The 26440-nt window shown below is 53.5% G+C and carries 28 protein-coding genes; 9 read left to right on the forward strand and 19 right to left on the reverse strand.

The genetic code is table 11. From position 1 onward, the window contains the following. Positions 1-20: 20 nt before the first annotated feature. Positions 21-311 carry a SelT/SelW/SelH family protein gene (locus HUF18_RS01185; protein ID WP_225690845.1) on the reverse strand — a complete coding sequence of 97 codons (291 nt, stop codon included), beginning with the start codon at positions 309-311 and terminating at the stop codon, positions 21-23. Positions 312-383: 72 nt separating this feature from the next. Between HUF18_RS01185 and HUF18_RS01190 the strand changes: the two genes are divergently transcribed. Then, a complete protein-coding gene (locus HUF18_RS01190; protein WP_145470186.1) occupies positions 384-992 on the forward strand; it encodes a peptidylprolyl isomerase in 609 nt (202 codons plus the stop codon). A 7-nt stretch (positions 993-999) separates the two neighbouring features. Here HUF18_RS01190 and HUF18_RS01195 read toward each other — a convergent pair whose 3' ends face one another. Further along, positions 1000-1881: an AEC family transporter gene (locus tag HUF18_RS01195; protein WP_225690846.1), complete on the reverse strand. Its 882-nt coding sequence runs from the start codon at positions 1879-1881 to the stop codon at positions 1000-1002. Between the two features lie 91 nt (positions 1882-1972). Between HUF18_RS01195 and mnmC the strand changes: the two genes are divergently transcribed. Next, positions 1973-4075 (forward strand): bifunctional tRNA (5-methylaminomethyl-2-thiouridine)(34)-methyltransferase MnmD/FAD-dependent 5-carboxymethylaminomethyl-2-thiouridine(34) oxidoreductase MnmC, encoded by a 2103-nt coding sequence (gene mnmC, locus HUF18_RS01200; RefSeq protein ID WP_225690847.1) that lies wholly within the window; start codon positions 1973-1975, stop codon positions 4073-4075. Between the two features lie 10 nt (positions 4076-4085). Here mnmC and HUF18_RS01205 read toward each other — a convergent pair whose 3' ends face one another. From HUF18_RS01205 to HUF18_RS01255, 11 genes are all read right to left on the reverse strand, one after another. Further along, positions 4086-4283 carry a hypothetical protein gene (locus HUF18_RS01205; RefSeq protein ID WP_225690848.1) on the reverse strand — a complete coding sequence of 66 codons (198 nt, stop codon included), beginning with the start codon at positions 4281-4283 and terminating at the stop codon, positions 4086-4088. Further along, on the reverse strand, positions 4270-4620 hold the full coding sequence (locus tag HUF18_RS01210; RefSeq protein ID WP_225690849.1) for a YheU family protein: 351 nt from the start codon (positions 4618-4620) through the stop codon (positions 4270-4272). Before HUF18_RS01210 ends, HUF18_RS01205 begins: the two co-directional genes overlap by 14 nt. After that, entirely contained in the window at positions 4610-5053 is a 444-nt protein-coding gene (locus HUF18_RS01215; protein WP_145470179.1) for a hypothetical protein, read from the reverse strand. The genes HUF18_RS01210 and HUF18_RS01215 overlap by 11 nt, the downstream gene beginning before the upstream one ends. Before the next feature lie 102 nt (positions 5054-5155). Beyond that, positions 5156-6967 carry a class I poly(R)-hydroxyalkanoic acid synthase gene (gene phaC / locus HUF18_RS01220; protein ID WP_225690850.1) on the reverse strand — a complete coding sequence of 604 codons (1812 nt, stop codon included), beginning with the start codon at positions 6965-6967 and terminating at the stop codon, positions 5156-5158. Positions 6968-7037: 70 nt separating this feature from the next. After that, positions 7038-7430 carry a phasin family protein gene (locus HUF18_RS01225; RefSeq protein ID WP_145470175.1) on the reverse strand — a complete coding sequence of 131 codons (393 nt, stop codon included), beginning with the start codon at positions 7428-7430 and terminating at the stop codon, positions 7038-7040. Between the two features lie 198 nt (positions 7431-7628). After that, positions 7629-7883, reverse strand: a complete 255-nt coding sequence (locus HUF18_RS01230) for a DUF6489 family protein (RefSeq protein ID WP_145470173.1) — start codon at positions 7881-7883, stop codon at positions 7629-7631. 60 nt (positions 7884-7943) lie between these two features. After that, positions 7944-9098, reverse strand: coding sequence for an MFS transporter (locus HUF18_RS01235; protein WP_225690851.1), 1155 nt, complete (start codon positions 9096-9098; stop codon positions 7944-7946). Positions 9099-9170: 72 nt separating this feature from the next. Further along, positions 9171-10271, reverse strand: a complete 1101-nt coding sequence (gene aroC / locus HUF18_RS01240; protein WP_145470169.1) for a chorismate synthase — start codon at positions 10269-10271, stop codon at positions 9171-9173. A gap of 54 nt (positions 10272-10325) precedes the next feature. Further along, positions 10326-11255, reverse strand: a complete 930-nt coding sequence (gene prmB / locus HUF18_RS01245; RefSeq protein ID WP_145470168.1) for a 50S ribosomal protein L3 N(5)-glutamine methyltransferase — start codon at positions 11253-11255, stop codon at positions 10326-10328. A 108-nt stretch (positions 11256-11363) separates the two neighbouring features. Beyond that, entirely contained in the window at positions 11364-12284 is a 921-nt protein-coding gene (locus HUF18_RS01250; RefSeq protein WP_145470166.1) for a patatin-like phospholipase family protein, read from the reverse strand. Between the two features lie 2 nt (positions 12285-12286). Beyond that, positions 12287-13147 carry a DUF4892 domain-containing protein gene (locus HUF18_RS01255; RefSeq protein ID WP_225690852.1) on the reverse strand — a complete coding sequence of 287 codons (861 nt, stop codon included), beginning with the start codon at positions 13145-13147 and terminating at the stop codon, positions 12287-12289. A 232-nt stretch (positions 13148-13379) separates the two neighbouring features. On the opposite strand from HUF18_RS01255, the gene HUF18_RS01260 reads away from it, so the two are divergent. Both HUF18_RS01260 and HUF18_RS01265 read left to right on the forward strand, forming a co-directional pair. Further along, positions 13380-15251 carry a DUF885 domain-containing protein gene (locus HUF18_RS01260; protein ID WP_225690853.1) on the forward strand — a complete coding sequence of 624 codons (1872 nt, stop codon included), beginning with the start codon at positions 13380-13382 and terminating at the stop codon, positions 15249-15251. 239 nt (positions 15252-15490) lie between these two features. After that, a complete protein-coding gene (locus HUF18_RS01265; RefSeq protein ID WP_225690854.1) occupies positions 15491-15922 on the forward strand; it encodes a hypothetical protein in 432 nt (143 codons plus the stop codon). Positions 15923-16017: 95 nt separating this feature from the next. Here HUF18_RS01265 and HUF18_RS01270 read toward each other — a convergent pair whose 3' ends face one another. From HUF18_RS01270 to HUF18_RS01290, 5 genes are all read right to left on the reverse strand, one after another. Beyond that, on the reverse strand, positions 16018-16764 hold the full coding sequence (locus HUF18_RS01270; RefSeq protein ID WP_225690855.1) for a hypothetical protein: 747 nt from the start codon (positions 16762-16764) through the stop codon (positions 16018-16020). A 305-nt stretch (positions 16765-17069) separates the two neighbouring features. Beyond that, complete coding sequence (locus HUF18_RS01275; RefSeq protein WP_225690856.1) at positions 17070-17927, reverse strand: hypothetical protein; 858 nt, start codon at positions 17925-17927, stop codon at positions 17070-17072. Beyond that, the gene (locus HUF18_RS01280) at positions 17902-18612 is read right to left on the reverse strand and encodes a hypothetical protein (RefSeq protein ID WP_225690857.1); all 711 of its coding nucleotides are present in this window, start codon (positions 18610-18612) and stop codon (positions 17902-17904) included. Before HUF18_RS01280 ends, HUF18_RS01275 begins: the two co-directional genes overlap by 26 nt. 128 nt (positions 18613-18740) lie before the next feature. After that, on the reverse strand, positions 18741-20117 hold the full coding sequence (locus tag HUF18_RS01285; RefSeq protein ID WP_145470154.1) for a DUF3422 family protein: 1377 nt from the start codon (positions 20115-20117) through the stop codon (positions 18741-18743). Positions 20118-20185: 68 nt separating this feature from the next. After that, complete coding sequence (locus HUF18_RS01290; protein ID WP_225690858.1) at positions 20186-21481, reverse strand: YihY family inner membrane protein; 1296 nt, start codon at positions 21479-21481, stop codon at positions 20186-20188. A gap of 199 nt (positions 21482-21680) precedes the next feature. Between HUF18_RS01290 and arsC the strand changes: the two genes are divergently transcribed. Genes arsC through HUF18_RS01310 form a run of 4 tightly spaced genes read left to right on the forward strand, consistent with a single transcriptional unit; the run spans position 21681 to position 23471 of the window. After that, positions 21681-22031 (forward strand): arsenate reductase (glutaredoxin), encoded by a 351-nt coding sequence (arsC, locus tag HUF18_RS01295; RefSeq protein WP_145470150.1) that lies wholly within the window; start codon positions 21681-21683, stop codon positions 22029-22031. Further along, on the forward strand, positions 22031-22636 hold the full coding sequence (wrbA, locus tag HUF18_RS01300) for an NAD(P)H:quinone oxidoreductase (protein ID WP_145470148.1): 606 nt from the start codon (positions 22031-22033) through the stop codon (positions 22634-22636). Before arsC ends, wrbA begins: the two co-directional genes overlap by 1 nt. Then, positions 22636-23010, forward strand: a complete 375-nt coding sequence (locus tag HUF18_RS01305; RefSeq protein WP_225690859.1) for a DUF2069 domain-containing protein — start codon at positions 22636-22638, stop codon at positions 23008-23010. The genes wrbA and HUF18_RS01305 overlap by 1 nt, the downstream gene beginning before the upstream one ends. A 14-nt stretch (positions 23011-23024) precedes the next feature. After that, the gene (locus tag HUF18_RS01310; protein WP_225690860.1) at positions 23025-23471 is read left to right on the forward strand and encodes a YtoQ family protein; all 447 of its coding nucleotides are present in this window, start codon (positions 23025-23027) and stop codon (positions 23469-23471) included. A gap of 74 nt (positions 23472-23545) precedes the next feature. Here the strand turns inward: HUF18_RS01310 and HUF18_RS01315 are convergent, their stop codons facing one another. Then, entirely contained in the window at positions 23546-23776 is a 231-nt protein-coding gene (locus HUF18_RS01315; RefSeq protein WP_145470142.1) for a hypothetical protein, read from the reverse strand. Positions 23777-23898: 122 nt separating this feature from the next. On the opposite strand from HUF18_RS01315, the gene HUF18_RS01320 reads away from it, so the two are divergent. After that, the gene (locus HUF18_RS01320; RefSeq protein WP_225690861.1) at positions 23899-26214 is read left to right on the forward strand and encodes a methyl-accepting chemotaxis protein; all 2316 of its coding nucleotides are present in this window, start codon (positions 23899-23901) and stop codon (positions 26212-26214) included. The last annotated feature ends 226 nt before the right edge of the window (positions 26215-26440 follow it).

Consider the following 26440-nt stretch of genomic DNA (forward strand, 5'->3'; position numbering starts at 1 on the left):
TTTTATTGCTGTCTGGGCTTTTAATCTCCACCACTGTCCAGATCGCAATGCCCCAGCGACGCCTCCGGGGCAATGCAGTCGCGCAGCAGGCGCTTCAATTCGGCAATTTCCGGGAAACCGCCCTGCTCTTTACGGTCCCACAGGCACTGATCATTTGCCCAGACCTGAAATTGCCCGGATTCGCCAACCACCAGTTCGATGGCTGCAAGCTTGCCGTGAAAGGTCGAAAACAGTTCCTGTGCATACCAGCCAGAACGCAAAGCCCATTTACAGCCTTCACAAAATACAATTCTTACTTTAGCTTTAGCCACAAGCCTGACCCTATATGAACCATTTAACGAATTCCGGTACTAAACCGGATACTTTTCTTGCGGAGATCATTAATGCAACGTCTGATAAAAACAACCCTGCAAAGCGCTGCCCTGAGCCTGTCGGTGCTGCTCGCACCTCTGAGTCTGCAGGCCGAAGAAAGCGCCGATAATGTTCATGTTCTGATGAAAACCAGCGCCGGCGATATCGAGCTGGAACTGGACCGCAGCAAAGCACCGCTCAGCGTTGATAATTTTTTAACCTATGTTGAAAGCAAGCACTACGACGGCACCATTTTTCACCGCGTGATCCGTGACTTTATGATCCAGGGCGGTGGCTTCAGTGCCGATATGCGCCAGAAAGCCACACTGCCACCGATTAAAAATGAAGCAGAAAACGGCCTGAAAAATACCCGCGGCAGTATCGCCATGGCACGTACCAGCGTTATCGACAGCGCCACCAGCCAGTTTTTTATTAATGTAAAAGACAACAGCTTCCTCGATCACGGTGCGCGGGATTTCGGTTATGCCGTGTTCGGTAAGGTCGTGAAAGGCATGGATGTGGTCGACAGCATCGCCACCAGCCCAACCGGCGCCCGCGATATTCCGCGCGAGAGCATCCTGATTGAATCCGTCAGCGTGATCAGCGACGACAATAAAGCGGAAGCAGCAGAAGCTCAGTAAGGCCTGATTAAAGCAGCCACCAGAGCAGTGCCGGAATCGTGATGAATGAGAGCAGTGTCGACATCACCACCATTCCGGCCACCGCTTCCGGAGCACGCTGATAGCGCTCCGCAAATAAATAATTGAACACCGCGACCGGCATGGATGCCTGCAACAGCACAACGCCTTTTTCCGTTCCGGAAAGATCCAGCACACTCACGACCAGCAACCCCACTGCCAGACCACCGAATATCCGTAACAGGCTGTAAAGCAGGGCCTGACGCCACTGCCGGACCTGCAAACGCTGCAACGAAACACCCAGGGTAATCAGCATTAACGGAATCGTCATACCACCGATTAAACGCACCGAATTCTGCACCGCAGCCGGTAACGTCCAATCCGCCCATAACAACAGCAATGCAATCACAATGGCATATAAAATTGGCATTTTAGCCAGCCCGGCAAGACCACCGGCCTGACGTCCGCCTGCCAGCAAAATCCCGGCCGGAAAATGCGCAACAGACAGCACCATAAAAAATGCCAGCGCCAGTGCCAGACCTTCCTGTCCGAAAGCCAGCAGACATACCGGCAACCCCATATTGCCGACATTAGGAAAGACAAAAGATGGCAGATAAGCGCGTACATCATCGCCCAGAAGGCGCGTAACCAGGATGCCCAGAACCGCCATCAACGCGGCCACCAGCACACAGGCCAGCGCGGTGCGCTGAAAAGCCACAATATCGATTTCAACAGAGCCCAGTACCGACAGCATCAGACAGGGCGCTGCAACATTCAGCACCAGGCGGGAAATAAATTCCGGATCAAACGCATAGCCCTGGCGCGCCCAGAAAAAGCCGATGGCGGCACAGGTCAGTACAGGCGCCATAATGGCGAAAATTTCGGTTATCATGGGCGGATCATACGTGAGCGCTGTGCTTTTTGTCTGCAGTGTACTGACGGTAAAATAGCGGCGTTTATACTCACCCATTCTGAGAATATCTGTGTCTTCCATCTCTTCCGACCAGCCGGCCAGCCATCAGCCGGCGCCTGACACTCCCAGCAACAATCAGGCCCCCTCTGCACCCGACCTGCTGTGGAATGACGACGGCCTGCCGGTTTCCCGTGAATTTGATGATCCGTATTTTTCCGTGGATAACGGTCTGGAAGAAAGCCGCTATGTTTTTTTACAGCACAATGGTTTGCCACAGCGCTGGTCTGACTGGCAGAACGATTTCAGTATTGTCGAAACCGGATTCGGCACCGGACTGAATTTCCTGATGACCTGGGAAAGCTGGCGCCAGAGCAACAAACACGACAGCGCCTGGCTGCATTTCACCAGCATTGAAAAATTTCCGCTGACGCTCAGCCAACTGCAACAGGCACTGGCATTGTGGCCGCAACTCAGTGAACTGAGCGCCCAGCTGTTTGCCCAGTATCCGTTGCCGGTTGCCGGTTTCCATCGTCTGGTCTGGCCGGAAGAACGTATATCCCTGACGCTGATCTTTGCCGATGTCAAAGAGGCTCTGCCGCAATTAAGCGGCCCGGTGCATGCCTGGTATCTGGATGGCTTTGCCCCCTCAAAAAATCCACAAATGTGGTCAGAAGAATTATTCAGCGGTATGCGCCGCTTAAGCCAGCGCCAGCCAGACCAATATCAGGGAGAACAGCCCGCCACGGTCGCAACCTTCACCTCGGCAGGCATTGTCCGCCGTGGCCTGCTGGGTGCAGGCTTTAACGTGAAGCGGGTGCCCGGTTACGGCCGTAAACGCGAGATGCTGGCCGGCAGCTTTAACCGCCGTCAGGGACCAGAGCTGGCGCCCTGCTTTCTGCACAAACCCTGGTTGCTGCAACAGAACACACAAGCCGATGACGCAGAGGTTGTTGTCATCGGCGCCGGACTGGCCGGAGCCACCACCGCCAGAGCGCTGGCCGAACGTGGTCTGAAGGTACAGGTGATTGATGCGGCAGGCATTGCCCAGCAGGCCTCCGGCAACCCTCAGGGCGGGCTCTATGTAAAACTCGCTGCCGGCGATAACGCCATTCATACCGATTTTTATCTGGCCGCCTTTCAGTATGCTCTGCCCTATATGCGCCGCTATTTAGGCGCCGCTGACGCGGATAACCCCTACTGGTCACAATGTGGCGTGCTGCAGCTGGCTTACGATGATAAAGAAGCCCAGCGTCAGCTGAAATTCAGCCAGACCCGCAGCCTGCCCGAGGCTCTGGTACAGCCGCTGGACCAGACCCAGGCGGGGAAAATTGCCGGAGCCCCGCAACAGAGCGGCGGTCTGTTTTTCCCACAAGCAGGCTGGGTCAGCCCGGCGGATTTATGCCGGATTCTGCTGCAACACACGAATATCCGCTTCACACAACGTCAGGTCAGCGCGCTGCAACAAATCCCACAGGGCTGGCAGATTCAGTGCAGCGACGGCACCATCCTGAAAAGCAGCCAGCTGGTACTGGCCTGCGCCAATGCGGCCACAAACCTGCTGCCTGAGGCGTATCTGCCACTGAAGCGCATCCGCGGCCAGCTCAGTTATTTAAATCCAGCACAGACTCCTGCACTGAATACCGTACTCTGCGGCCGCAGCTATATGGCGCCAGCACGTAATGGCCGGCTGTGTCTGGGGGCAACCTATAACCTGCGGGATGATGACACTCAGCTGCGTGACAGCGACCATCAGACCAACCTTGATCATCTGCCGGATTTCGGCCCGCAATGGCAGGATCTGAATAAGCAGCAGGGCATGAAGCTGATTCTCGGCGGCCGGGTTGGCTTCCGCTGCACCACTCCCGATTATTTGCCCATGGTCGGCGCGGTGCCAGAGAGCCGCGGGTTTGTGCATCGCTTCAGCGGGCTGGTGCGTAACGCCAAACGCATTCCGGCCAAAGCAGCACCGCAGTATCCGGGGCTATGGCTGAATATCGGTCATGGTTCACGTGGGCTGGCTTCGGCTCCGCTCTGTGCCGAGCTGCTGGTGCAACAAATGCTGGGGGCTCCGCTGCCTGTGGCACTGGATGTGGCCGAAGCCTTATGGCCGGGACGGTTTTTACTGCGGGATATGGTGCGGCGCAAATTGCCGCCGGAACTGGCTCAGGGCTGAGCCGGAAAGATCAGACAACGCGTTTGATACGCTTACGCCGCTCAGCTTCCAGTCTTGCCTGTTCAGCATCTTCGCGGATCTGGCGCATAGCGGCGGCCAGCTCAGCACAGCAGCGGCGGACTTCAGCCAACTGGGCTTTCATCTCATCAATCTCGCCAATCGCCGTGCGCAGGCGTCGTTTCAGTTGTTGCTGTTTAAGGTCGTCCATAGTCACCACCAGACCAGCCATGACTGCGTAATACGCGGGTCATTTCAATGTGGCAGGTCTGTTGGACGGGGTCAAACAAAAGCATGGCACTGCCATCGGCTAACTGGGCTTTAACCTGAGCTTTTTTATCTTCCAGGCTGACGTCGTAATCGCCGTAATCTGTGCCTTCACGGCAGACAAAGTCTTCCAGAATGCCGTCCAGCGCCTCAGCACTCAGCTGTTGGTAAGGAATTGCCAGAACGCCTTCCTGCGGCGCATCTTCACCGTAAGGAGCCTCTTCGCTATCAGAAGTACGGGCGTAGTTGTGATCATCGGGCGGGAGGGAATCAGATGGCAAAACCTGCCTCCCTCTCCCACTCACAGCTCATGCGCAGATCGGCATCTGAAGGCACATGGCCCTGGTCGGCGTTCCAGTTAAAAGTGTGCTTACCGGACAGCTCGGTTTCCAGGTGCACGGTGGCCGACACCCAGTACATGCTTTTCAGCAAAGCCTCGAACTGACGCAGCCACTGTTCCCACTCATACTCCACCGCTTTATAGGAAGCAGCAAAGTGAATCAGCTGAGTGTGGTAAGTGCCACTGAACACATCATCGCCGGGCATGGAGAACATTTCCCGGCACAACAGTGACCAGTCATCATCGACACCTAAGGGCAATGACTGAATGGCACTCCAGTTGGCGCGGCGGTGAAGACGGGCACTGAACTCATCGGTAGCCGGTATATGGCGGATCACGCCGTAGACGATGGATTCCTGATCGAATTGTGACACGCAAAATCCTTACAACTGAATGCTGCGGCCATCATAGCGGAATTATGGAAAAACAAAAACGGCGCCGAAGCGCCGTTTTTGTGAGCCAGTAATCAGGGCTGATTACTTAGTCAGCACATCAATGATGCGTTGTTTAACATAACGCCCCGGAGCATCTTCGATAATACCGAGCTTACCGCTTCCAGGCTCACGTGCGTCGGTCTGCTCAGAGCCACCCTGAGCGGTTGCCCACTGCTGCCAGTCAAGCCACCACGAACCTTCATGCTGCTCTGCATTGCGGTACCACTCTTCCGGATCCTGAGGCAGAGCTTCGTTCGTCCAGTAGCCATATTTATTGGCTGAAGGAGGATTAACAACCCCGGCGATATGGCCTGAGCCACCCAGCACAAAGCGGTTTTTACCACCCATCAGCAGCGGACCTTTATAGGTTCCCTGCCACAGAGCAATATGATCCTGAGCGGTAGAAAGGAAATAGGTCGGAATGCTGATCGCACTCAGATCGATTTTCTCGCCATCCAGTTCCAGTGCATTTTTCTGCACCAGTTTATTTTCCAGGTACATATTACGCAGGTAGAAAGAATGCATCGCCGCCGGCAGGTTGGTGCTGTCGGTATTCCAGTACAACAGATCAAAAGCCGCCGGGCGCTCACCTTTCAGATAGTTGTTAATAAAGAACGACCAGAACAGATCATTTTCCCGCAGAGTATTAAAACTGAAAGCCATTTGCCGGCCGTCGTAATACCCGAGTAAATTCATCTGTTTTTCCAGCGCCGCAATGGCCGTCTCATTGATAAAGACGCCAATCTCTCCCGGTTGGGAAAAATCAGTCAGGGTCGCCAGAAAGGTTGCAGACTTAATCGGTTCTTGTTTCTTTTTCTTCAGGTAAGCCAGCGTGGCTGCCAGCAAAGTACCGCCCAGACAATAACCGATGGCGTTAACTTCTTTCTCACCGGTAGCCTGCTCAATGGCGTCCAGTGCCGCGATCGGGCCTTCGAGCATATAGTTGTCGAACCCTTTATCGCGCAGCGACGGCCCCGGATTAATCCAGGAAATACAGAACACCGTATGTCCCTGATCAACCAGCCATTTCAGGTACGAATTACTCTCGCGCAGATCAAGAATGTAATACTTGTTAATAAATGGCGGAATAACCAGCAGCGGACGCTTATACGTTTTTTCCGTTGTTGGTGTGTACTGGATCAGTTGAATCAGGTCATTCTGATACACCACTTTGCCAGGAGTGGTCGCCAGATTGCGGCCAACCTGAAACGCACTGGTGTCAGTCATGGCAACGTTCAGCGCCCCTTTTACACTGGCCTCCAGATCTTCACCCAGCTGTTCCATACCGGCATAAAGATTGGCACCACCACTTTCCAGTGTTTTACGGATGACCTCAGGGTTCAGTGCGGCAAAATTGGTGGGCGCCAGGGCATTGACGTACTGGCGAACAAAATACTCAACTTTCTGGTGCGCATGCTCGCTCAGGCCGTCGGTATCTTTGACCATCTGCATCAGGGTATTGCCCTGCAACAGATAGAGTTGTTTGATGTAATCGAACAGCGGATTCTCGCTCCACTGTGCATCTTTGAAGCGCTTATCGCTTTTATCCGGTGTAACTACCGGATCAGCGTCTTTCCCTAAAAAGCGCAAAGCCGTGTGCTGATACAGTTCCTGCTGTTTTTTCAGCAGATCCATCTGGTAACTCATCAGCTTGCCCGGGTTCTCCAGCATGTGCTCGCCCAGCTCACGGAAGGCTTCGCTGAAATCGGTCAGCACAGATGCTGCCGGGTCATCAGCCGTGGTTGGCTGGTTAACCGCCTTTTCCAGCAGACGTCCGTACTGCTCGGCTGCCCGGCTGGCCATATCATAAAAATCACTAACGGCTGTTTCTATGCTTTCCATTGGCATATTCATGTATCACCTGCATTCAGAAACGATTGAGCAAAAAAGGCCACCCGAAGGTGGCCTCTGACATCAGACGAGATCAGGCAGCTGATTTAGGTTTAGCAGCAGCTGGCTTAGCGGTGGTGGTGGTAGCCGCTGCAGTTGAGCGGGCTTCTTCCATGATGGATTCGATCTGAGTTTTGAATTCCATCGCCATGTCAGAAAATGCCTTGGCATCTTCCATCACTTTTTTGTTCAGTGCCGAAGCAGTTTCCGCCTGGTTAGCAGTAAAAGAACGCATGCTTTCTGCATCTTTCACTTCAGCAGCTTTTTTCATCTGCTCCAGACCCAGGTCTGCATACGATTTGATGGCGTTCAGTTGGAACTCCGTCATTTTTTCCATGTTGTCGACAAACAGACTGTTAAATTTCGCCATGGGTGCGTACATGGTTTTAGCCTGCTCTGCGAATGCATTAAGAATATTCTCTTGCATAGTCTTGCTCCTTCAAAAGTCTAATAGCAGTTGGGGTGAATCCATACTAGGGCATTTTATCTTACACTTAAATGACAGCAGCGCATTCAACGATAAATTTCTTGATTAATATCAGCCTTTATCATGATCGATTTTTAAAGCACTTAACAATGAGGCCAAAGGCTGGCGCCAATTGCCCTAGAGCATTCACTTTAAATTCTAACTGTTCTCTTTATCAGAAGAAGATGCACCCGACATCATGCTCAGCATCATTTTCTGAAACTGTCCCATTGCATTCATGCCTTCGTTAAACATTGGCTGATATAAACTCATGGCATCGTAGCCGTCTTCGCCGGATTTCATTTTTTCCAGCATGCTGGCAAAAAGTTCTTTCTGGAACTCCTGTACATCCGGCAGTCCCATTACCCGGCGAAATTCTTCCGGCGTAAGATCAAAAGTGACATTAATTTTCATTGTTTATTCCCTGTCGTTCTATGATTTATTTTTATAGCGTACTGTTAAAAAATATTGCCGTCAGCATTCCTTCTCATCAAGTCCTTTCCAGGCGACAAAAGCCCCCAGTAACGCTGCCAGTGTAGCCAGAAAAAAGACCTGACTGCCACCCAAAGACAACCACAGGCTGCCGCTTAACCAGGCGCCAAGCGCACCGCCGATGCCAAAGCCGACACTGGAATACATCGCCTGTGCCCGCCCCTGCAGTGGCCGCGGAAATAAATGCTGAATATAGCGCATAGATACCGCATGCATAGCCGCAAAGCTGAACGCATGTCCCAGCTGTGCCAGCAACAGCCAGCCCCAGAAATCCACCAGACTGCCAATCAGCGTCCAGCGTACCGCTGTAATTAATAAACTTAATACGCACCAGGTCCGCCAGCTGAAAAAGCTGACCAATCGGTGAAATTTCCAGAATAAAAAAACTTCGGCAATAACCCCAAGTGACCACAGCAAACCGATCTCTGCTGGTTTATATCCATGATTTTCAAGATAAATACTGAAAAATGTGTAATAAGGACCATGACTGATCTGCAGCAGAATATTCATCAGAATAAACACCTGCACCGGACGTGATTTTAATAAATTTAAAAATTGTCCTGACGGCGCCGGCTGCGGATGCCCTTCGGCAGGTTCCGGCAAGGTCAGACTGTTAATACCGATCAGCGCCATCAGGCTCAGCATCAGCAGCGGCAACCAGCCAACGGAAATCCACTCGAATAAATAACCTGCGCCCAAAACCACCAGCACAAAACCGATAGAGCCCCACATACGGATACGGCCATAGATATCAGCCTGTGTGCCACAGTGCTGTAATGTCATGGCTTCGTACTGTGGCAGCATGGCAGCCCAGAAAAAACCGTACAGAATCATCACCGCCGCCATGCTGACAAAGCTGTCAGCCCACCAGATCAGCGAGAAGCACAGCATGGTCAGCATCCCGGCCCAGCGCACCATCTGCATTGGCGTACGGAAATAACGGCTCCAGTAAGCCCAGAGATTCGGTGCAAGAATTCGTACCAGCCCGAAGCAGGCCATCAGCTGACCGATCTGCTCCGGATTAAAACTGCGGTTCTGCAGAAATAACCCCCAATAAGGAGCGATACAACCCAACAGGGCGAAATACAGGGCGTAAAAGAAAGAGAGCCGTTTAAACGGCAAAGCGGAAGACATCATGGCGTTGAACGCTCAGCCTCATGCCTGAAGTGCGGTTATACAAAAAAGGGCCGGCAGAGCCGGCCCTTCATTTTACTGTTTTGCCTCAGCGGCAATCACCGGTGTTGTGCAGTGCACATCAGCGTTCTGGCCACGATGACGCAGCAGATGATCACACAGCACCATCGCCATCATCGCTTCGGCAATGGGCGTGGCACGGATGCCCACACAAGGGTCGTGACGACCTTTGGTAATCACTTCAATCGGGTTGCCATCAGAATCAATGGAACGGCCCGGAATGATCAGGCTGGAGGTCGGCTTCAGCGCGATATGTGCAATGATGTCCTGACCGGTGGAAATACCACCCAGCACACCACCGGCATGGTTACTTAAGAAGCCTTCCGGCGTCATTTCATCACGGTGCTCGGTGCCTTTCTGCTCAACACAGGCAAAGCCATCGCCAATTTCAACACCTTTTACCGCATTGATGCTCATCAGCGCATGGGCCAGCTCGGCATCCAGACGATCAAAAATCGGCTCACCCAGGCCCGGGAACAGACCGGTCGCCACCACAGAGATTTTCGCACCAACGGAATTACCTTCTTTACGCAGCGCGTTCATGTAGGTTTCCATTTCGGCCACTTTAGAGGCATCCGGGCTGAAGAACGGGTTCTGCTCCACCTGATCCCAATCGAACTGTTCGATTTTGATCGGCCCCAGCTGGCTTAAGTAACCACGCACCTGAATGCCTTTCGCTGCCAGCACTTTCTTGGCAATAGCACCCGCCGCCACACGCATTGCGGTTTCGCGGGCTGACGAACGGCCACCGCCACGGTAATCACGGAAACCGTATTTCTGTGTATACGCATAATCGGCATGGGCCGGACGGAAGGTCTTGGCGATGTCAGCGTAATCTTTCGAACGCTGGTCAGTGTTCTCGATCAGCAGGCCAATCGGTGTGCCCGTGGTTTTGCCTTCAAACACGCCGGACAGGATTTTCACCACATCGTCTTCACGACGCTGGGTGGTATAGCGTGAGGTACCGGGCTTACGGCGATCAAGATCAAGCTGCAGATCGGCTTCACTCAGTTCAATACCCGGAGGGCAGCCATCAACGACAGCCACCAGCGCCAGGCCATGACTTTCACCGGCGGTGGTCACGGTGAAACTTTTGCCAAAGGTATTTCCGGACATAATCAGTCTCTTATTTCAGGGCCGGTCAGGCGGCCGTCTATTAATTCAATAAATCTAATTCAGCAAATCTAAGTCGCGCGCCTGCAGCACAAACACGCCGTGTCCGCCGTGTTCAAACTCCGGCCAGACAAAAGGTAACTGCGGATACGCCGCGGCCAGAGCCGGCCAGCTGTTACCGACTTCCACCACTAGCAGACCATCATCGGTCAGATACTGGCGGGCTTCTTTTAACATGATGCGCACCAGATCGAGGCCATCTTCCCCGGCTGCCAGCGCCAGTTCCGGCTCGTGGTGGTATTCCTCCGGCAGGCAGCTCATATCATCGGCATCGACATAGGGCGGATTGGACACGATCAGATCGTATTTGCCGCTGGCGGCAGCAAACAGATCCGACTGCAGTGCCATCACCCTGTCTTCCAGCTGGTGACGCTGAATATTTTCATCGGCAACTTCCAGCGCCTCGAACGACAGATCGAGCAGCTCAACCTCGGCCTGCGGGAATTTTTTCGCCATAGCGATACCGATACAACCACTGCCGGTGCACAGATCCATAATACGCTGTGGCTGCGGCTGACCGTCCAGTGTATGGCCCTGCCACCAGGGCGCAAAGCCCTGATCAATCATCTGGCCAATAGGCGAACGTGGAATAAGTACCCGCTCATCCACCACAAAAGGCAGATTGCAGAACCAGGCCACGCCGGTTAAGTAAGGTGCCGGTACGCGCTGTTCAATACGGGTAAGAATCAGCTCAATCGCCGCCTGACGCTCTGTCCGGGTCAGCTGCGCGTTGCGCCATTCGTTGGCCAGATTCCACGGCAGATGCAGGGCGTGGGTAACCAGTAACAAAGCTTCATCCCAGGGATTATCAGTGCCGTGACCATAGTAAATACCAGCCTCTGACATACGGCTGACCGACCAGCGGATCACATCCTGCAGGGTGTTAAGTTCATCAACGGCACATTCGGCGTGATGCTGTAAATCCATAAAAGAAAAGCTCTGTGAGATGAATCGGGCAGAAAGTGCGCTAGTTTACCTATTTTGCCGGCTTAGGGCATCTTTCCACCGTACGATTCGCTGCCTGACTCAGGGCCTTCAGCCCATACGCTGGCCATACAGGCTGCTGTTACCGGCCTCAAACGCATCCAGCGCCTGATCGGCAATATGACGACCCAGCGCGATCATTTCTTCGGCACGGTAAAACTCGTAGACCTCACAGCAGTTCAGCGGGATTTTGATCAGCAGATCCGGCGGGTAACCGGCAATTTTGTACTGAGTCAGCGATGCTGACATCACCTCAAACACCTGATTCAGAATATCCAGTTTGCCGAGGCTGTCATTCGCTTCTTTGCGCGCATTGCTTTTGTTTTCGAACCACTGACTGGCCTTATCCACCAGCGTGTTGAACCAGTCCTGCTTTTCTTTGCGCTCGCTTTCCGGATCGTGTACCAGCTCCTGCGGTACCGGCACTTCAGCGTTCAGATCCACGGCAATAATAAAGTCAGCATGGGCGGACACACAGGGGGTAATCGGCAGCGGATTCAGCACCGCGCCATCCACCAGCATACGGCCATTGTTCGCCACCGGGGTCAGCAGACTGGGAATAGCCGCCGATGCCCGCACCGCATCCTGCAACGAACCACGCTGAAACCAGATTTCTTTTTTATTGGTCAGATCGGTGGCAACCGCCGTAAAGGGAATCGGCAGGTCTTCAATGTTACGGCCGTTGAGCATTTCACTGATGATGTTAAACACCCGGTCGCCACGGATAACGCCACCGGATAACAGACTCAGATCCACCAGCTTCAGCACATCCAGATATTTCAGACCGCACACCCAGTTACGGTAAACATCCAGCTGACCGGCGCAATAAAAACCACCGACCACCGCCCCCATCGAACAACCGGACACCATTACGATGTCATAACCACGCGCTTCCAGCGCATCAATCACACCGATATGGGTGTAACCACGGGCCGCACCACTGCCAAGTGCCAGTGCTACTGTTTTTTTCATGCTTATCTCCCTGGCCAGAATATAAAACGTAAAGCCGGCTGCAGGCTGTTATCCGGCGCTGGCGTCAGCGCGCCATGACCATCAATATTCAGTTCATACTGACCGTCAAAGGTTGCCAGCCGCAGCTGTTTGGCCAGACGCTGCGAACACTGAATATTGTCATTCATATGACTGGCGTCGTAGCAATGGACCAGCAGATATAAACGGCGTTTCATCCCCGGGGCAAGATTTTTCAGATACGCAATCAGCGCACTGCTCTGCTGTTCATTAATCTGGCCATTTTCGACCACCAGCCCCGGCAGCCAGCCATGACTGCTGACCAGTGCCTGCTGAATCAGCACATTCATATCCGCTCTTTCCTGCACAGCATCGCTGGTGGTCAGCACATCCAGATTCACCATCACCTGCTTTGAGCCACGCTCTATCACATAGAGAACGTAGAGTTTTTTCTCCTTACTCCCTTCCTGCTCTTTCAGCGCCACCATATAAAACTGATTCTGCTCACGTCCGCCCAGACGGGCGTTATGAAATATTTCATTGGCCCAGAATGGGTTGCTGCCGCAATCAAGGGCACGGCATTGATAAATCACCCGACTGTCGTTCAGCTGCTGCGTGTAATGATTAATCACTGTATCCAGCGGCACCCGGTCTTCCACCGCCCAGACCCGGCGCCAGAGCGTACCTTTCAGACGCCGTTCATGCTCGCCATAGGTGGTGGCCTGATTGCGCTTCAGTTCTGAAATAACCAGACGATAATTACTGACATCCTGTGTTTTGTCTTCCAGCAGACCCGCCTGTGGAAAAGCATCCAGCGCCCAAAGCGGCGACACCAGCAAACCTGTTAACAATACCAACCAGCGCATGGGTTACTCCTTTCTGAAATACGGCGTTAGAGTAACACGGCGCACACGGCACACCCTATGCTGTGAATAAAGCGGCCCTTTAAGGCTCCCCTTCCGCCCTCCTCTTTAACCCCTGCCCTTGTGGCTGTTACACTCGGCCGCGCCATTTTTCAGAGTCAAAACCGTGTTGAAACATTCGTTACTCCGCCCCGTCACTCTTTCCTGTCTGCTCGTTCTCGCTGGCTGTCAGGCCATGCTGCCAAAGCCAGATACTGATACTCAGGCAACGGTTTACAGTCAGGAGCAACAACAACAGGCAAACGCCGCTGCCGATGAGTTGTTTAATGAGTATTACCAGTTTGCGGTGGAACAGAGCCCGGTACTGCGCAGCCAGCTGGGCATCAGCGGCCAGTTTGACTGGGACGATATTTCTCCTGAGGCACGGGAGCAGCAGGTCGCGTTTTATCAGGACCTGCGCAGCCGCCTGCACGCCATCGATGAAGAAGCGCTGTCAGCCGACCATCAGGCCAGCTACCGCACCCTGTTGTCAGATCTGGAATTCAGCCTGTTAATGGTGCCGTTTGAACATCATCAGTACGCCTTCAGCCAGATGGGCGGCTGGCATACACTGGTGGTGGATGTATTAATCAATAACCACCCGATCAGCAGCGTGCCCGAAGCCCGCGATTACATCAGCCGGCTGGAAGCGGTGCCGGCATTATTCAAGCGCTGGGGCGAGAATATCCGCGCTGCGGAAGAAGACGGCATTATTCCGCCGGCCTTTGTTTACCCGGCCGTCGAGAGCAGTATGGAAGCCATTATCAAAGGCATTCCTTTTGATAACGGCCCGGACGCTTCACCACTGTGGGCCGACTTTAACAGCAAGCTCGACCAGCTGAACCTGTACCCATCCAGCCGCAAGTTACTGGAGCGCAAAGCCCGTTCAGCACTGCTGCAGGATGTATTACCGGCCTACCGCAATATGCTGGCACTGGTACGCGAGCAGAAGCAACGCGCACCGCAGCATCAGGCAGCGCTTAACCTGACCGATGGCCTGCGTTACTACCAGCTGCTGCTGGCGCATTACACCAACAGCCAGTTTGATGCCGACCGTATTCACCAGCTGGGGCTGACCGAAGTTACCCGCATTCAGCAGGAAATCATTGCCCTGATGCCGGCCCTCGGCTATCAGCCAGCCGAAGGCAGTAACAGTCAGCAGCAGTTACGCGACTTTTTTCAGTGGATGGAAGAACGCAGCTACCGCTTCCCCGATGACCAGCAGGGACGGGATGAATTTATTGGCTATCAGAAAAATAAAGTGCGGCAGATGGCCGAACGCCTGCCCTACTTTTTTACCCGCCTGCCGGTCAGCCCGATCGTGGTTAAAGCGGTGGAAGACTATCGCCAGAGCAATGCCCCTATCGCTTTCTATGAGTCACCGTCGATGGACGGCACCCGTCCCGGTATTTATTACGTCAATCCGGCGCGTATGAACGACCTGCCACGCTACCGTCTGGCGGCCCTTGCCTTCCATGAAGCCCTGCCGGGTCACCATATGCAGATTGCCCTGACCCAGGAAAATGAACAGCTGCCGGATTTCCGCCGTAATCTCAGTTACAGCGCCTTCAGCGAAGGCTGGGCTTTGTATGCCGAAAAACTGGCCGCCGAAATGGGCGCTTACGAATCGGCAGAAGAAGAATACGGACGCCTGATTATGGAACTGTGGCGCGCCATGCGTCTGGTACTGGATACCGGCCTGCACGCCAAAGGCTGGAGCCGTGAACAGGCGATTAATTTCCGCCTGGAAAATACACCGTTTTCCCGTGCCGACAGCGAAGCGGCCGTTAACCGCTATCTGGTGATGCCAGGGCAGGCCACCTCTTACAAGATGGGTGAATTACGTATTCTGTCGATTCGCCAGCAGGTAAAAGACATTCTTGGCAGCCGCTTTGATCTTGCCGGTTTCCATTCCGCCCTTCTCAGCCAGGGAGCACTGCCGCTGGATGTGTTGCAGGAGTGGATGATCCGCTGGGCAAAGCAACAGAAAAACAAACAGCCGAAAGCGACAACAGCGGCAATGAATAACGCTCCTGACATCGCAGACAAAACCACCGATAAGGAATAAACCTGCCGGTACCCCGAAAGGACACCAAATTTCTGTCCTTTCGGGCCAGATACTTCCGGCGTCCAATACTGACGATTGTGCCTGAAGCCTGCCTGCATTAGCCTCCGTCAGGCAAAGGAATGCAGCAATCCCTCCGGATCGCTGACCTCATGTAGCCGTTCTGTCGCTTCGTTCTGACGATTTCCTCTGCAGCGCTTCCCGGCGTATTTCCGGGCCAATACTCCAGCAGAGACCTCCCCATGATAAGAATCCTGTTTCTCCTTTCCGCACTGCTGCCACTGCAGGCTTTCGCTGAAGCCAGGTCGCTGGCATCAATAGAAAAAACCAAAGAACTGGCTGAGGCGGTCATGACCGATGTCGGTAATAACGCCATGCTCAAAGGCCTGGCCCTGTTAAAACCTTATGTCATGTTTTCAGAAGCGGAATTTAACGCGCAGATGAATAATGTCAGCTCGCAACTGCCGGTAATGGATCAGCATTATGGCAAATCCTTAGGCTACGATTTTGTATCCAAAGAGCTGATCGGCGACACTCTGGTTAAATATATATTTTTGCAAAAATTTGAACGTCACCTGATGACCTGGCATTTTATTTTTTACAAGCCAAAAGATAAGTGGCTGCTGAATACCTTTTATTTTAACGACGATTCAGCAGCACTGTTTCTGCGCTGATAGCTGCGGCACTTTTTCTACACAGATAGCTGTGGCACTTTTCTAAACTGACAGCTGTGGCACTGGCATTCATAGGCACATAAAAAAGAGCGGCGTTATAGCCGCTCTTTATCTTTCACGCTGTAGCGTTTAAACAATGCATAGTCGTAGGGGATATTCATCGTCAGATCCCTTGCCTGCCATAACGCCCCCTCTGAAGGCCGGCAAAAATCGTAAGCGGGCTTCATAAAGTTAATGCCTTCCGGCGCCTCCTGGTAGCGGTTAACCGTATCGTCGTATAACAGCACCATACAGCTGATGCAGCGGTAGTTACCATCGGTCCGCGGATTGTTGTAACAGGTTCCCAGCCGGATGGTTAAGCCCTGTTCACGGATGACATCCAGCAGTAAACCCTCAGTCAGACGAATCAGTCCACTCTGGGCATTTTCATCAATCGGGTAATCATCAGCAATTTCAAGTCGTTCAAAATGTTCTGCCTGTATTGCCTTAATTTCTTCAGCTTTACGCTCCGGATCGATGATTTTATTGATGTCGAATGGATAACGGACCTCAGGAGCATCAACAGCGACGGTAAAATCCTGTGCCGATGCCGAATTTTCAGCCCAGGCAGAGTCTGCATTATCGTTTTCATCGCGGGCTTCCGGTACATTATCCAGATCTGAAAACTCTTCTCCGCCCAGATGCAGCACATTAATCCGGAAGCTTTCCCAGTGCGTTGGAATATGATGAAAGCCCACGACAAAATGCAGAAATAACAGCATCAGGATGAACACCACCAGTAGTGAACGCCCATGTTTATGCAGCCAGGACGCCGTTCCGTTTTTTTGCACATTATTATCCATATTTTTTCCTGAGCAGATGCAACGTCATGATTAAAAGATCTGACAACGCGCGACGATGACAGAAACGCGACAATAACAGAGGCGCGACAATAACAGAGGCGCGACAATAACAGAGGCGCGACAATAACAGAGGCGCGACAATAACAGACACACGACGATAAACCAGTGGCCAGCATGCGGCAGAAAAACAAAGTACGCCCCTCTGTAAACAGTCCTGGCAGATCAATTTTCCCTGCAGCCACCATCTGCCAGATACAAAAAAGCCCGGAAATCCGGGCTTCTTCACTATCCGTTGATCGCCAGCATCAGTAACGTAATTCGATACCGGCCTGCCAGTAGCGGTCATCGGCTGGTGTGGCTTTTACCTGCACGCCGGTGGTATCGGTTGCCACAATACGGCGATGACGCATCTGGCCCAGCTCTGCTGTCAGCCATAAAGCACCGCGCCAGTGAAATTCACCACCCAGTCCAAGCTTCCAGTTAGTGTAATTTGCCTTAAAAGTACCGGTCTGATCTTTCACTTCTTCAACCCAGACACCACCGGCCGGACGCAAATGCACATAGGACGATAAATCGTTGCTCCAGCGTGTCTGGATTCTGGTTTGCGGAAAACCCAGTAACACTTCGGTGTCGCGTGTTGCTTTAGTTGCCATACCGATTACCGGACGCGGGTTAAAGTCACCGAACTCACGATTAACAGTAAGACCGAACTGCCAGAACGCACCGCTGCGACGGTAAATGCGACCAATCAGATCGGCATTCATCGCCAGGCTCTCGCTGTCGAGGACATTAAAATCGGTCATAAAGCCCGGCTCTGCACGTAATAAAAACTCGGCATTTTTGCCACGCTTCTGACGATACTCCAATGGTAAAGAAATCCAGAAATAATCGTTTTGTAAGGCGGTGGTGCCGCTCCAGCGGAATTTACTCATATCCAGATGAAATGATGATGAAACCTGCTCTGCTCCGCGTTTTTTGTACTCCAGTGGAAGTGTCAGGCTCAGCTCGCTGCGGCCAAATTCTGTTCCGGCACCGTTTTCCGGTGCCGCCGGCCCTTCATTGGCCCAGTACAGGCCATTAGCTGCAGCAGCACAGCTGCACAGGCAGCCTGCCACTACAGTGCCGATATTACGTACATCAATTCTCATCGGAATAAAGGTCATTGTATGCTTCCTGAACGCTGGCATAACTGGCCAGTGCACCTGTCGATTGCTCATTTTTGCGGACGGTATCGAGTGCGGTCAGAACATCGAGAACATTCTCGAAACCGGCCACTATATCATCCGGTGCTCCCGCCTCTTTCAGCAGATCAGTGTAGTTGGCAACGTAGTCAAATGCTTCGGTTTCGGCGCGGCGCTGAGCTGGTGTGGCACGTTCATCCATACGGCCAATCACATCCACAACATTCAGTAATGATTTGGCGGCTTCGCTGTCACCATCCACGGCTTCGTTCAGAATAAAACTGTTAAGAAAATTGGAAGCCTCGGCAATGGCTGATACCTGCTGTGTTTGCCCACCCAGCGCCTGAAAATCACTGTTGGATAAAAAGCCATCTTCATACAAGCGCTGGGTCAGCGCCGGAATCTGGCTGGAATTAATAGTGCCGGAAAAAAACTCTGCACTGATGCGGCTGAGTTTTTCTGCGCGATAGGAAAAAGAGACTTTATCACTGCTGTCGGTATTGATCTGGCCTGCAGCCGCAGACCTGGACTGACCGGCCGCAGCCGCCTCACCACTTTCAGCGGTCTGGCTGCTGTCGCCATTCAGCGCGCCGGTTGTTGAAGCAACGCTTTTACCCAACATCGCCAGCAGGTTCTGATAACCGGACGAGGAATTATTGATATCCACCTGACATCCTCCCAAAGAGACTGAAAAGAGAGGAGCAATTACCAGGCCAGACGAACAATCCTGTTAATAATCAATAATTTATAAATAAAAGCGGCAAGCACTCGCCGCTTTGCGTCAGCTTTTTGCCGCTACTTTCCCTTTTGGCCATCCGTATCCTGAGCCGCACCGGGCTCACGGGCACGGCGGGTAATATGCTGACGCAGACTGTGTACGCCCCAGTACACGGCCCCCAGCACAACGGGTAAGGCAATGCCTTTCAAAAGATCGCTATTGATATTCAGACCCGCTGCTTTCAGGGCGGTAAAAGCAATGCCAAGCAAAGCCAGAATGTAGTAACCGATGGCCACTACCGACAAGCCTTCCACGGTTTGCTGCAGCCGCAGCTGCAGCTGACTGCGGCGGTTCATGGAAGACAGTAAATGCTGATTCTGCTCCTGAATCGACAGGTCGACGCGGGTGCGTAACAGACTGGTGGTGCGGTTGATGCGGCGCGATAAATCTTCCAGCCGGTCACGCACCGAGTTACAGGTTTTAATGCCTGGCGTCAGGCGCCGTTCAAGAAACTCACGCAGACTCTGCATGCCTTCAATCGGGCTTTCTTTCAGCTGGCGCAGACGGTCACGCACCAGATCGTGGTAGGCCACGGCCGCCGAAAAACGGAAGTTGGTGTTGGAGCGGTGACGTTCAACTTCGGCCGCCAGCTGCGACAATTCCTGCAGCAGTACACGTTCGTCTTTACCGGCATCAATATCGGAAATGCTCTGATTCAGCGTCGCCAGGTTATCTTCGATACGGCTTAATTCGCCACCCATCTGGCGGGCAATCGGCAGCGCCATCAGCGACATCAGGCGGTAGGTTTCCAGCTCGAATAAGCGTTGTACCAGGCGCCCGGTCTGATACGGTGTCAGTTGTTGAGTCGTGGTTGCGGCGCCTTTATTGCACACCACGATGCGGCCAAAACCATCAGAGTGCAGCTTAAAAGCTGTCCACACCTGGGCTTTATCATCGGCCACCCAGGCGCCGGAAACCCGCTGCCCCTCGAACCAGCGCTGAATCTGTTTCTCATCCGGCTGCTCGCCGACCAAGGCCAGATTCACCGCCACCACCAGCTCACCGGGCATCGCCGCCAGCCAGTCTTTCGGTACAAAGCTCAGCGCATCGGCAGAAAAAGGCTCAACATCGGGACAGATAAAGGTGAAGTTGGCAAACTCCAGGTGACGCTCCCAGCGCAGCTCAAAACCACCGAAATCCTGATACAGGCAGGACGATTCCGGTGCTGGCGCAGGAACGCTGAAACGGCGGCAAAGATCGACCACATGGGCATGCAGATCTTCGCGGTTATCGTTCAGCAGAACCGTAAAGTGAGCAACGTGACAGCTGCCTTCAATGATCGGTGAAGGGCGGTTGTGCAGCTCTTCATACAGAGCCGAACGCCATGGATGCACCTTCAGGGCGACCGAAGGTGCGGCGATGTCCGGTGCCTGATCCGTTAGGGCGTTTTTCATAATTCCATCCCGCTGCCTGCTATAAAAGTGCGCGGATTCTACCCAAGCAGACGCACAGATGCGACTTTTCAGGCCGGTTCGCGCTCTTCCTCAGCAGTAATGGCCCCTGCCGGCAACAATTCGCTTAATGGCATATCGAGCAAGCTACTCCGCTGTTCAAGCCACTGTTGCTGCCAGTTTTGCAGAGCACGGAACGCCGCTCCACTGATGTTATCGGGTAATGGTTGCTGCAATTGCTGCAGTGTCAGTGTGCGGAAAAAAGACGCCAGACTGAGACCATTCAGATCGGCAATCCATACCCATTGCTGATCCTGCGTCTGGGTCGCCCAGCCCTGCTGCTGAAACTCCTGCAGCAGGCGTCCGACATCGGCCGCCGGCAGATCACGGGCCAGCCGGCACAGGCGTGCTTCATCCGGCAGCTGACCGGATTGCTGTGCCTGCCACAGCGTCTGCAACAGCAACAGGCGCTGCCATAACAACGGCAATCGGCGCTTCTGACTACGTACATGGCTCAGGCTGTAGCTCAGCTCGGCGCCCAGCAATAACAGCATCCAGGCCAGATAAATCCACAGCAGAAACAGCGGAACCGCGGCAAAAGCACCGTAAATTAACTGGTACGACGGAAATAACCCGACCATTTTGGCAAACAGAAACTTACCGGCTTCAAATACCGTAGCTACCAGCACCGCCGCCAGTAAGGCATTACGCCACGGCACGCGGCAATTGGGTACCAGCATATACAGCGCACAAATAGCGCCACTGCTTAAAAGCCAGGGCAACAGCCTGACGGGTAAGGCAATCTGGCCGGTTAAGGCACCGGCATCCTGCCACAAAGGCATCGCCGCCAGCAGCGAGCTGGCGGCGAAGGCTGCCCCGAACAACAGCGGGCCAAGACTGAGTACCGCCCAGTAACGGAAAAAGGTTTGCAGGCCGGAACGCGGCTTATCAACATTCCAGATGCGGTTGAACTGCATCTCGATGGTACGCAACAACATAAAAGCCGTTACAAACAGAAAAACGACCCCAACCCAGGTCAGCTTGCGCGCCTGTTGGCTGAACTGCACCAGATAAGTCGAAATCGTTTCACTGCCCTCCGGCATGACATAAGCCAGAAGCTCACCGTGGGCCTGATCGCCCCAGCTTTGCAGCTCAGGAATGGCACTGAGAATGGCATAGGTCACGGTGATCACCGGCACCAGCGCAAACAGTGTGGTGTAAGTTAACGCGGCGGCATCACGACGCCGCTCTTCCCCTTCGAAGCGTTTCAGTGTCTGCCATAAAATCTGGCCTGTCAGGCGTAAACGCCGCCAGAAGCGCCGCACCGGGGTAAGAATCGCTGCCGCTTCCTGTCCACTGACTGTCATATTCAATTTCCCGTTCGTCTGAGTGCTGCCGGAAACAAAAATACCGGCTTTTTACGCAAGCTTTTCCTCAGCGCAGGCATCCTTTGTTAAGATACCGGCCATTCAGTCCGTGAGACAAAATTGCCCGACAGGCTGTTCACGGCCGCCAGACATCATCCGCTGCCGGTAATACCGGACAACGACACAGGACACGCAAAGCATGAGCGAAATACAGATCTACCACAATCCACGCTGTTCCAAATCCCGCGAAACCCTCGCCCTGCTGCAGGAACAAGGCATTGAACCAGAGGTGATCGAATATCTGAAGGATGTGCCCTCTGCCGCCGAACTGAAAAGTGTGCTGAGCAAACTGGGCATCGGCGCCCGTGATCTGCTGCGCACAAAAGAAGCCGAATACAAAGAAGCCGGCCTCGACAATCTGCAGCTGAGCGATGATGACATCATTGCCGCCATGTGCGCGCACCCGAAGCTGATTGAACGCCCGATCGTGATCAAAGGATCACAGGCGCGTATCGGCCGGCCGCCACAACAGGTTCTGGAGATTCTGTAATGGCCCAGCCTTACGTTCTGGTGCTGTATTACAGCCGTCATGGCAAAACGGAGCGCATGGCACAGCAGATGGCGCGCGGCATCGAAAAAGTCAGCGGTATGGAAGCCAGGCTGCGTACCGTGCCGGAAGTTTCGGCCGATACCGATGCCAGCCTGCCAGCGGTTCCGGACAGCGGCGCCGTATACTGCAGCGCCGATGATCTGAAACACTGCGCCGGCTTACTGCTTGGCAGCCCGACGCGCTTTGGCAATATGGCCGCACCACTGAAGTTCTTCCTCGATGGCACCAGCCCGTTGTGGCTGACCGGCGCGTTAATCAACAAACCGGCCGGGGTGTTTACCTCCAGCTCGTCACTGCACGGCGGTCAGGAAAGTACCCTGCTGAGTATGGCGCTGCCACTGCTGCACCACGGCATGGTATTCGCCGGTATTCCCTACAGCGAAGCCGCCCTGCTCAATACCCAGAGCGGCGGTACACCTTACGGCGCCAGCCACTGGGCCGGAGCCGATAACAATAACGAACTGAGTCAGGCCGAAAGCCAGCTCTGTCAGGCGCAGGGGCAACGTATTGCCACCCTGGCCAAAGCACTGGCGGAGGCCAACTGATGAAAACCCTGAATGCATACCGCATCATGCTGGCCAGCTATCTGGCGGTTCTGCTGGTGTTACTGTACAGCACGCTGAGCAACGCTCCGGCGGGCAGTGAAGGCACTGCCAATTACGCCGTTGGCGTACTCTGGTGGCTGATTAAAGTGCTGCCTTTCCTGCTGTTTATTCCCGGCCTGATCAAGCGCTCACACAAAGCCGCGGCCTGGCTGTCGTATATGGCGATTCTGAGCTTTGCCGTACTGGTTGGCCTTGGCTCATTCACGGCCGCCAGCCTGTGCATCGTACTGTTTCTCAGCAGCATGCTGTACACCCGCTGGGCCAAGGCCGATGCTGCAGCTGTCAATCAAACGGCTGCGACCACCCACGAATAACAGGAATTCATACCATGAAACTGACCGTGTATTTATCCGGCGAAATTCATACGGACTGGCGCGACGATATTGCCCGTGGCGTTGCTGATGCCGGGCTGGACGTTGAACTGACCGGGCCAAATACTAACCATGGCGCCAGCGACGACTGCGGCGACCAGATTCTGGGCGCCGAAGAGAAACCCTTCTGGAAAGATCATAAGGCCGCCAAGATCAATGCACTGCGTACCCGCAAGCTGATTGCCGATGCCGATATTGTGGTGGTGCGTTTTGGTGACCAGTACAAGCAGTGGAATGCGGCCTTTGATGCAGGCTACGCTGCGGCGCTGGGGAAATCGCTGATCGTGCAACACGATCCGGCCCTGACTCACCCGCTGAAAGAAGTGGACGCTGCGGCAATGGCGGTCTGTGAAACGCCGCTGCAGGTGGTGGAGATTTTACGTTATATCAACCGCGACAGCTGAACTGTTCAAACCGCTGTTCAGCGCGCCAGCAGTCATGCCCGGGAGCCTGCTTCAGGCTCCCACAATCAGAACGATTACTCGTCGTCCCAGTCACCATCGGTACTGTCATCGGCAATCTCGGTGGTTACCGGCTCGCCACATTTGGCGCACTTACCTTCGATAAAGATCACACCTTCCTGCTCAAATTCTACCGGCTCAACCATGCCCAGATCGGCTTCCATACAGTTGTTGCACCAGGTCTGGCTCAGGAAAGCATCCTGATCTTCTTTATCACGTGCGAAAAAGTCGCGTTCAGTTCGTTCCATTGTGTTACTCCGGTTTTAATACTAAATCACCACAGAATGGCGTGAGATTATCACGATATTCCCCGATAAATACGGAGGTTTATTCTACGCTTTATCGTAAAGCCTGAATATGGACCCTGTTAATGAATATAAAACACCAATTGGTACTGACGATTGTTGCCAGTACTCTCTGCGCCGTTGTTCTGACAGCCCTCGTCGGCAGCCAGACCTCCATAACCACCGCCAGGGAAGGTGCTGATCAACAGGTCGTTCAGGCATTGGTCAGCCGCCGGGACCTGAACAAGGCAAGCATCGAACGCTACCTGGCCACACTGGAATCTCAGCTGATTACCTTAAGCAGCAGCCCACTGATTCAGCAGGCCAGTGTGCTGATGAAAACTGCATTCTTTGATTATCCACTGCAATACGGTGAGTCACTGAATGAACAGCCGCTGAAAAACTACTACGCCAACGAGTTCAATAGCACCTTTGCCAAGCTGAACGATGGTAACGACTCACCGCAGCAACAGATTTACGCCGGCCTGAGCGATAACGCCCGTTACCTGCAAAGCGCCTATATTTCCGGCAACAGTAACCCTCTGGGGGCCAAGTCCGAGCTGAACGCCCTGAATAACGGCACCGAATACGACGATTTACACCGCACCATTCATCCTTATCTGCGTCAGTTTCAGCAACGCTTTGGCTATTACGATGTATTTATCGCCGATGCTGACAGCGGGCATATTATTTACTCGGTCTTTAAAGAGCTGGATTTTGCCACCTCTCTGCGCACCGGCCCCTATAAAGACAGTGGCATCGCCGACGTATTCAACAAAGCCATGAGCCTGCCAGAAGGCCAGGTCGCATTCAGTGATTTTGCCGTTTACATGCCCTCTTACAATGCCCCGGCCTCTTTTATTGCCACGCCCATTTTTACCGATGGTAAACGCAGCGGAGTCCTGATTTTTCAGATGCCGGTCGATAAAATTAACGGCATTATGACCAACGACAGCCGCTGGGCTGAAGTCGGCTTTGGCCAATCCGGCGAAAGCTATCTGGTCGGCCAGGATATGACACCACGCAGTCAGAGCCGTTTTTTAATCGAAGACAAACCCGCCTATCTTAAGGCTCTGCAGCAGGCTGGCTTATCCAAAACGCTGCTGAATGAAATTGATCAGCGCAATTCCTCCATTGGCCTGCAGCCGCTGGATACGCCATCGGTCAAAAAAGCATTACAGGGCGAAAGTGGTATACAAACCATCAACGACTACCGTGATGTTCCCGTACTGTCGGCCTATACCTATATCGATTTTGTCGGCACCCGCTGGGCACTGATCAGCGAGATTGACCGCGATGAAGCCTATGCAACCGTCAGCCAGATGACAGATACGCTCATAATGGAAAGCATCATTCTGATCCTTGTAATGGCCGGTCTGATGACGGCAATTGGTATCTGGAGCGGTAACCGCGTCACCCGCCCGATTGTCAATGTGATTGACCGGATTCGTCAGGTCGCTGAACGGCGTGAACTGAACGCAACCTTCAGCGAAAAAGGTGCTGCCGAATTTGTTCAGCTGGGCCAGGCACTGAATCAGTTATTCCGTCAGCTGCAATCATTTTTTGGTGAAATGCAGCAGACCGCAGATACCCTGACCCGCCATTCGGAACAACTGAAAAAATCGAGCAGCGCCACTGCCGATCAGGTAACACGACAGAATGAAGAAGTGAATTCTGCAGCAACCGCCACCACCGAAGTCAGTGCGTCAGTGAGTGAAGTGGCAAGCCACGCCGAGCTGGCCGCCGAAAATATGCGTAACACCCGTAACCGGGTAAAAGAAAGCCACGACATGTCCAACACCGCACGCACCACCATCAACCAGCTGCAGCAAAATATGAGCGTATCTATTGCTGGCATGGAACAACTGGCCAAAGAAAGCGAAGGTATCGGTGCGGTGCTGGATGTGATTCAGACCATTGCCGAACAAACCAACCTGCTGGCGCTGAATGCGGCGATTGAGGCTGCCCGCGCCGGTGAACAGGGTCGTGGTTTTGCCGTGGTTGCCGATGAAGTCCGGACACTCGCCTCCCGCACAGCACAGAGCACTGAAGAAATCCGCAGCAAAATTCAGTCACTGCAACAATGCGTCAGCAGTGCACAACAGGCCATGAGCACATCACAGGAAGGCACGGACGACAGTCTGGAAAAAGTGGAAGGAACCGCTCGCCTGATGGATGAAGTGTCAACCCTGATTGATCAGATGGAAGAAATGAGTGCCCAGATCGCGACGGCAGCAGAAGAACAAAGCTGTGTAACCACTGAAATCAGCCGCAATATTACCCATGTAAAAGACCTGTCTGATGGCATCCTTGATGCGACGGCCATGATTCAGAATTCCAGTGCGGATCTGGATAACATCACCACCACCATCCGCAGTCAGATCAGCGAGTTTAAATTCTGATACCCCTGACCGGTGTGCGGATAAAAATCTGAACGCACACCGGGCCTTCCAAACGCCACAGGGCAGCGATTTCCTTCCCGGGTAAAAATAATCCACTGGCACAAATGACTCTGCGCAATGAATGATTTTACCTGCATTCTTAGGGCCTGTTGACACTAAGTGAATCGGGCCTGCTGAGAGCCAGTTTTTCTCAGAACAAGGAGAGAGGAGTGATATTAGCGGGCTA

The organism is Thalassolituus sp. ST750PaO-4 (assembly GCF_020320405.1).
GTDB classification, from domain to species: domain Bacteria; phylum Pseudomonadota; class Gammaproteobacteria; order Pseudomonadales; family Oceanobacteraceae; genus Venatoribacter; species Venatoribacter alkanivorans.

Bases quoted from the DNA above. Each gene is read 5' to 3' on its own strand.
- HUF18_RS01190 (WP_145470186.1), top strand. From the start codon at position 384: ATGCAACGTCTGATAAAAACAACCCTGCAAAGCGCTGCCCTGAGCCTG.
- HUF18_RS01195 (WP_225690846.1), bottom strand. From the start codon at position 1,881: ATGATAACCGAAATTTTCGCCATTATGGCGCCTGTACTGACCTGTGCC.
- HUF18_RS01205 (WP_225690848.1), bottom strand. From the start codon at position 4,283: ATGGACGACCTTAAACAGCAACAACTGAAACGACGCCTGCGCACGGCG.
- phaC (WP_225690850.1), bottom strand. From the start codon at position 6,967: ATGAATATGCCAATGGAAAGCATAGAAACAGCCGTTAGTGATTTTTAT.
- HUF18_RS01225 (WP_145470175.1), bottom strand. From the start codon at position 7,430: ATGCAAGAGAATATTCTTAATGCATTCGCAGAGCAGGCTAAAACCATG.
- HUF18_RS01230 (WP_145470173.1), bottom strand. From the start codon at position 7,883: ATGAAAATTAATGTCACTTTTGATCTTACGCCGGAAGAATTTCGCCGG.
- HUF18_RS01235 (WP_225690851.1), bottom strand. From the start codon at position 9,098: ATGATGTCTTCCGCTTTGCCGTTTAAACGGCTCTCTTTCTTTTACGCC.
- aroC (WP_145470169.1), bottom strand. From the start codon at position 10,271: ATGTCCGGAAATACCTTTGGCAAAAGTTTCACCGTGACCACCGCCGGT.
- prmB (WP_145470168.1), bottom strand. From the start codon at position 11,255: ATGGATTTACAGCATCACGCCGAATGTGCCGTTGATGAACTTAACACC.
- HUF18_RS01250 (WP_145470166.1), bottom strand. From the start codon at position 12,284: ATGAAAAAAACAGTAGCACTGGCACTTGGCAGTGGTGCGGCCCGTGGT.
- HUF18_RS01255 (WP_225690852.1), bottom strand. From the start codon at position 13,147: ATGCGCTGGTTGGTATTGTTAACAGGTTTGCTGGTGTCGCCGCTTTGG.
- HUF18_RS01260 (WP_225690853.1), top strand. From the start codon at position 13,380: ATGCTGCCAAAGCCAGATACTGATACTCAGGCAACGGTTTACAGTCAG.
- HUF18_RS01265 (WP_225690854.1), top strand. From the start codon at position 15,491: ATGATAAGAATCCTGTTTCTCCTTTCCGCACTGCTGCCACTGCAGGCT.
- HUF18_RS01270 (WP_225690855.1), bottom strand. From the start codon at position 16,764: ATGGATAATAATGTGCAAAAAAACGGAACGGCGTCCTGGCTGCATAAA.
- HUF18_RS01275 (WP_225690856.1), bottom strand. From the start codon at position 17,927: ATGACCTTTATTCCGATGAGAATTGATGTACGTAATATCGGCACTGTA.
- HUF18_RS01285 (WP_145470154.1), bottom strand. From the start codon at position 20,117: ATGAAAAACGCCCTAACGGATCAGGCACCGGACATCGCCGCACCTTCG.
- HUF18_RS01290 (WP_225690858.1), bottom strand. From the start codon at position 21,481: ATGACAGTCAGTGGACAGGAAGCGGCAGCGATTCTTACCCCGGTGCGG.
- arsC (WP_145470150.1), top strand. From the start codon at position 21,681: ATGAGCGAAATACAGATCTACCACAATCCACGCTGTTCCAAATCCCGC.
- wrbA (WP_145470148.1), top strand. From the start codon at position 22,031: ATGGCCCAGCCTTACGTTCTGGTGCTGTATTACAGCCGTCATGGCAAA.
- HUF18_RS01305 (WP_225690859.1), top strand. From the start codon at position 22,636: ATGAAAACCCTGAATGCATACCGCATCATGCTGGCCAGCTATCTGGCG.
- HUF18_RS01310 (WP_225690860.1), top strand. From the start codon at position 23,025: ATGAAACTGACCGTGTATTTATCCGGCGAAATTCATACGGACTGGCGC.
- HUF18_RS01315 (WP_145470142.1), bottom strand. From the start codon at position 23,776: ATGGAACGAACTGAACGCGACTTTTTCGCACGTGATAAAGAAGATCAG.
- HUF18_RS01320 (WP_225690861.1), top strand. From the start codon at position 23,899: ATGAATATAAAACACCAATTGGTACTGACGATTGTTGCCAGTACTCTC.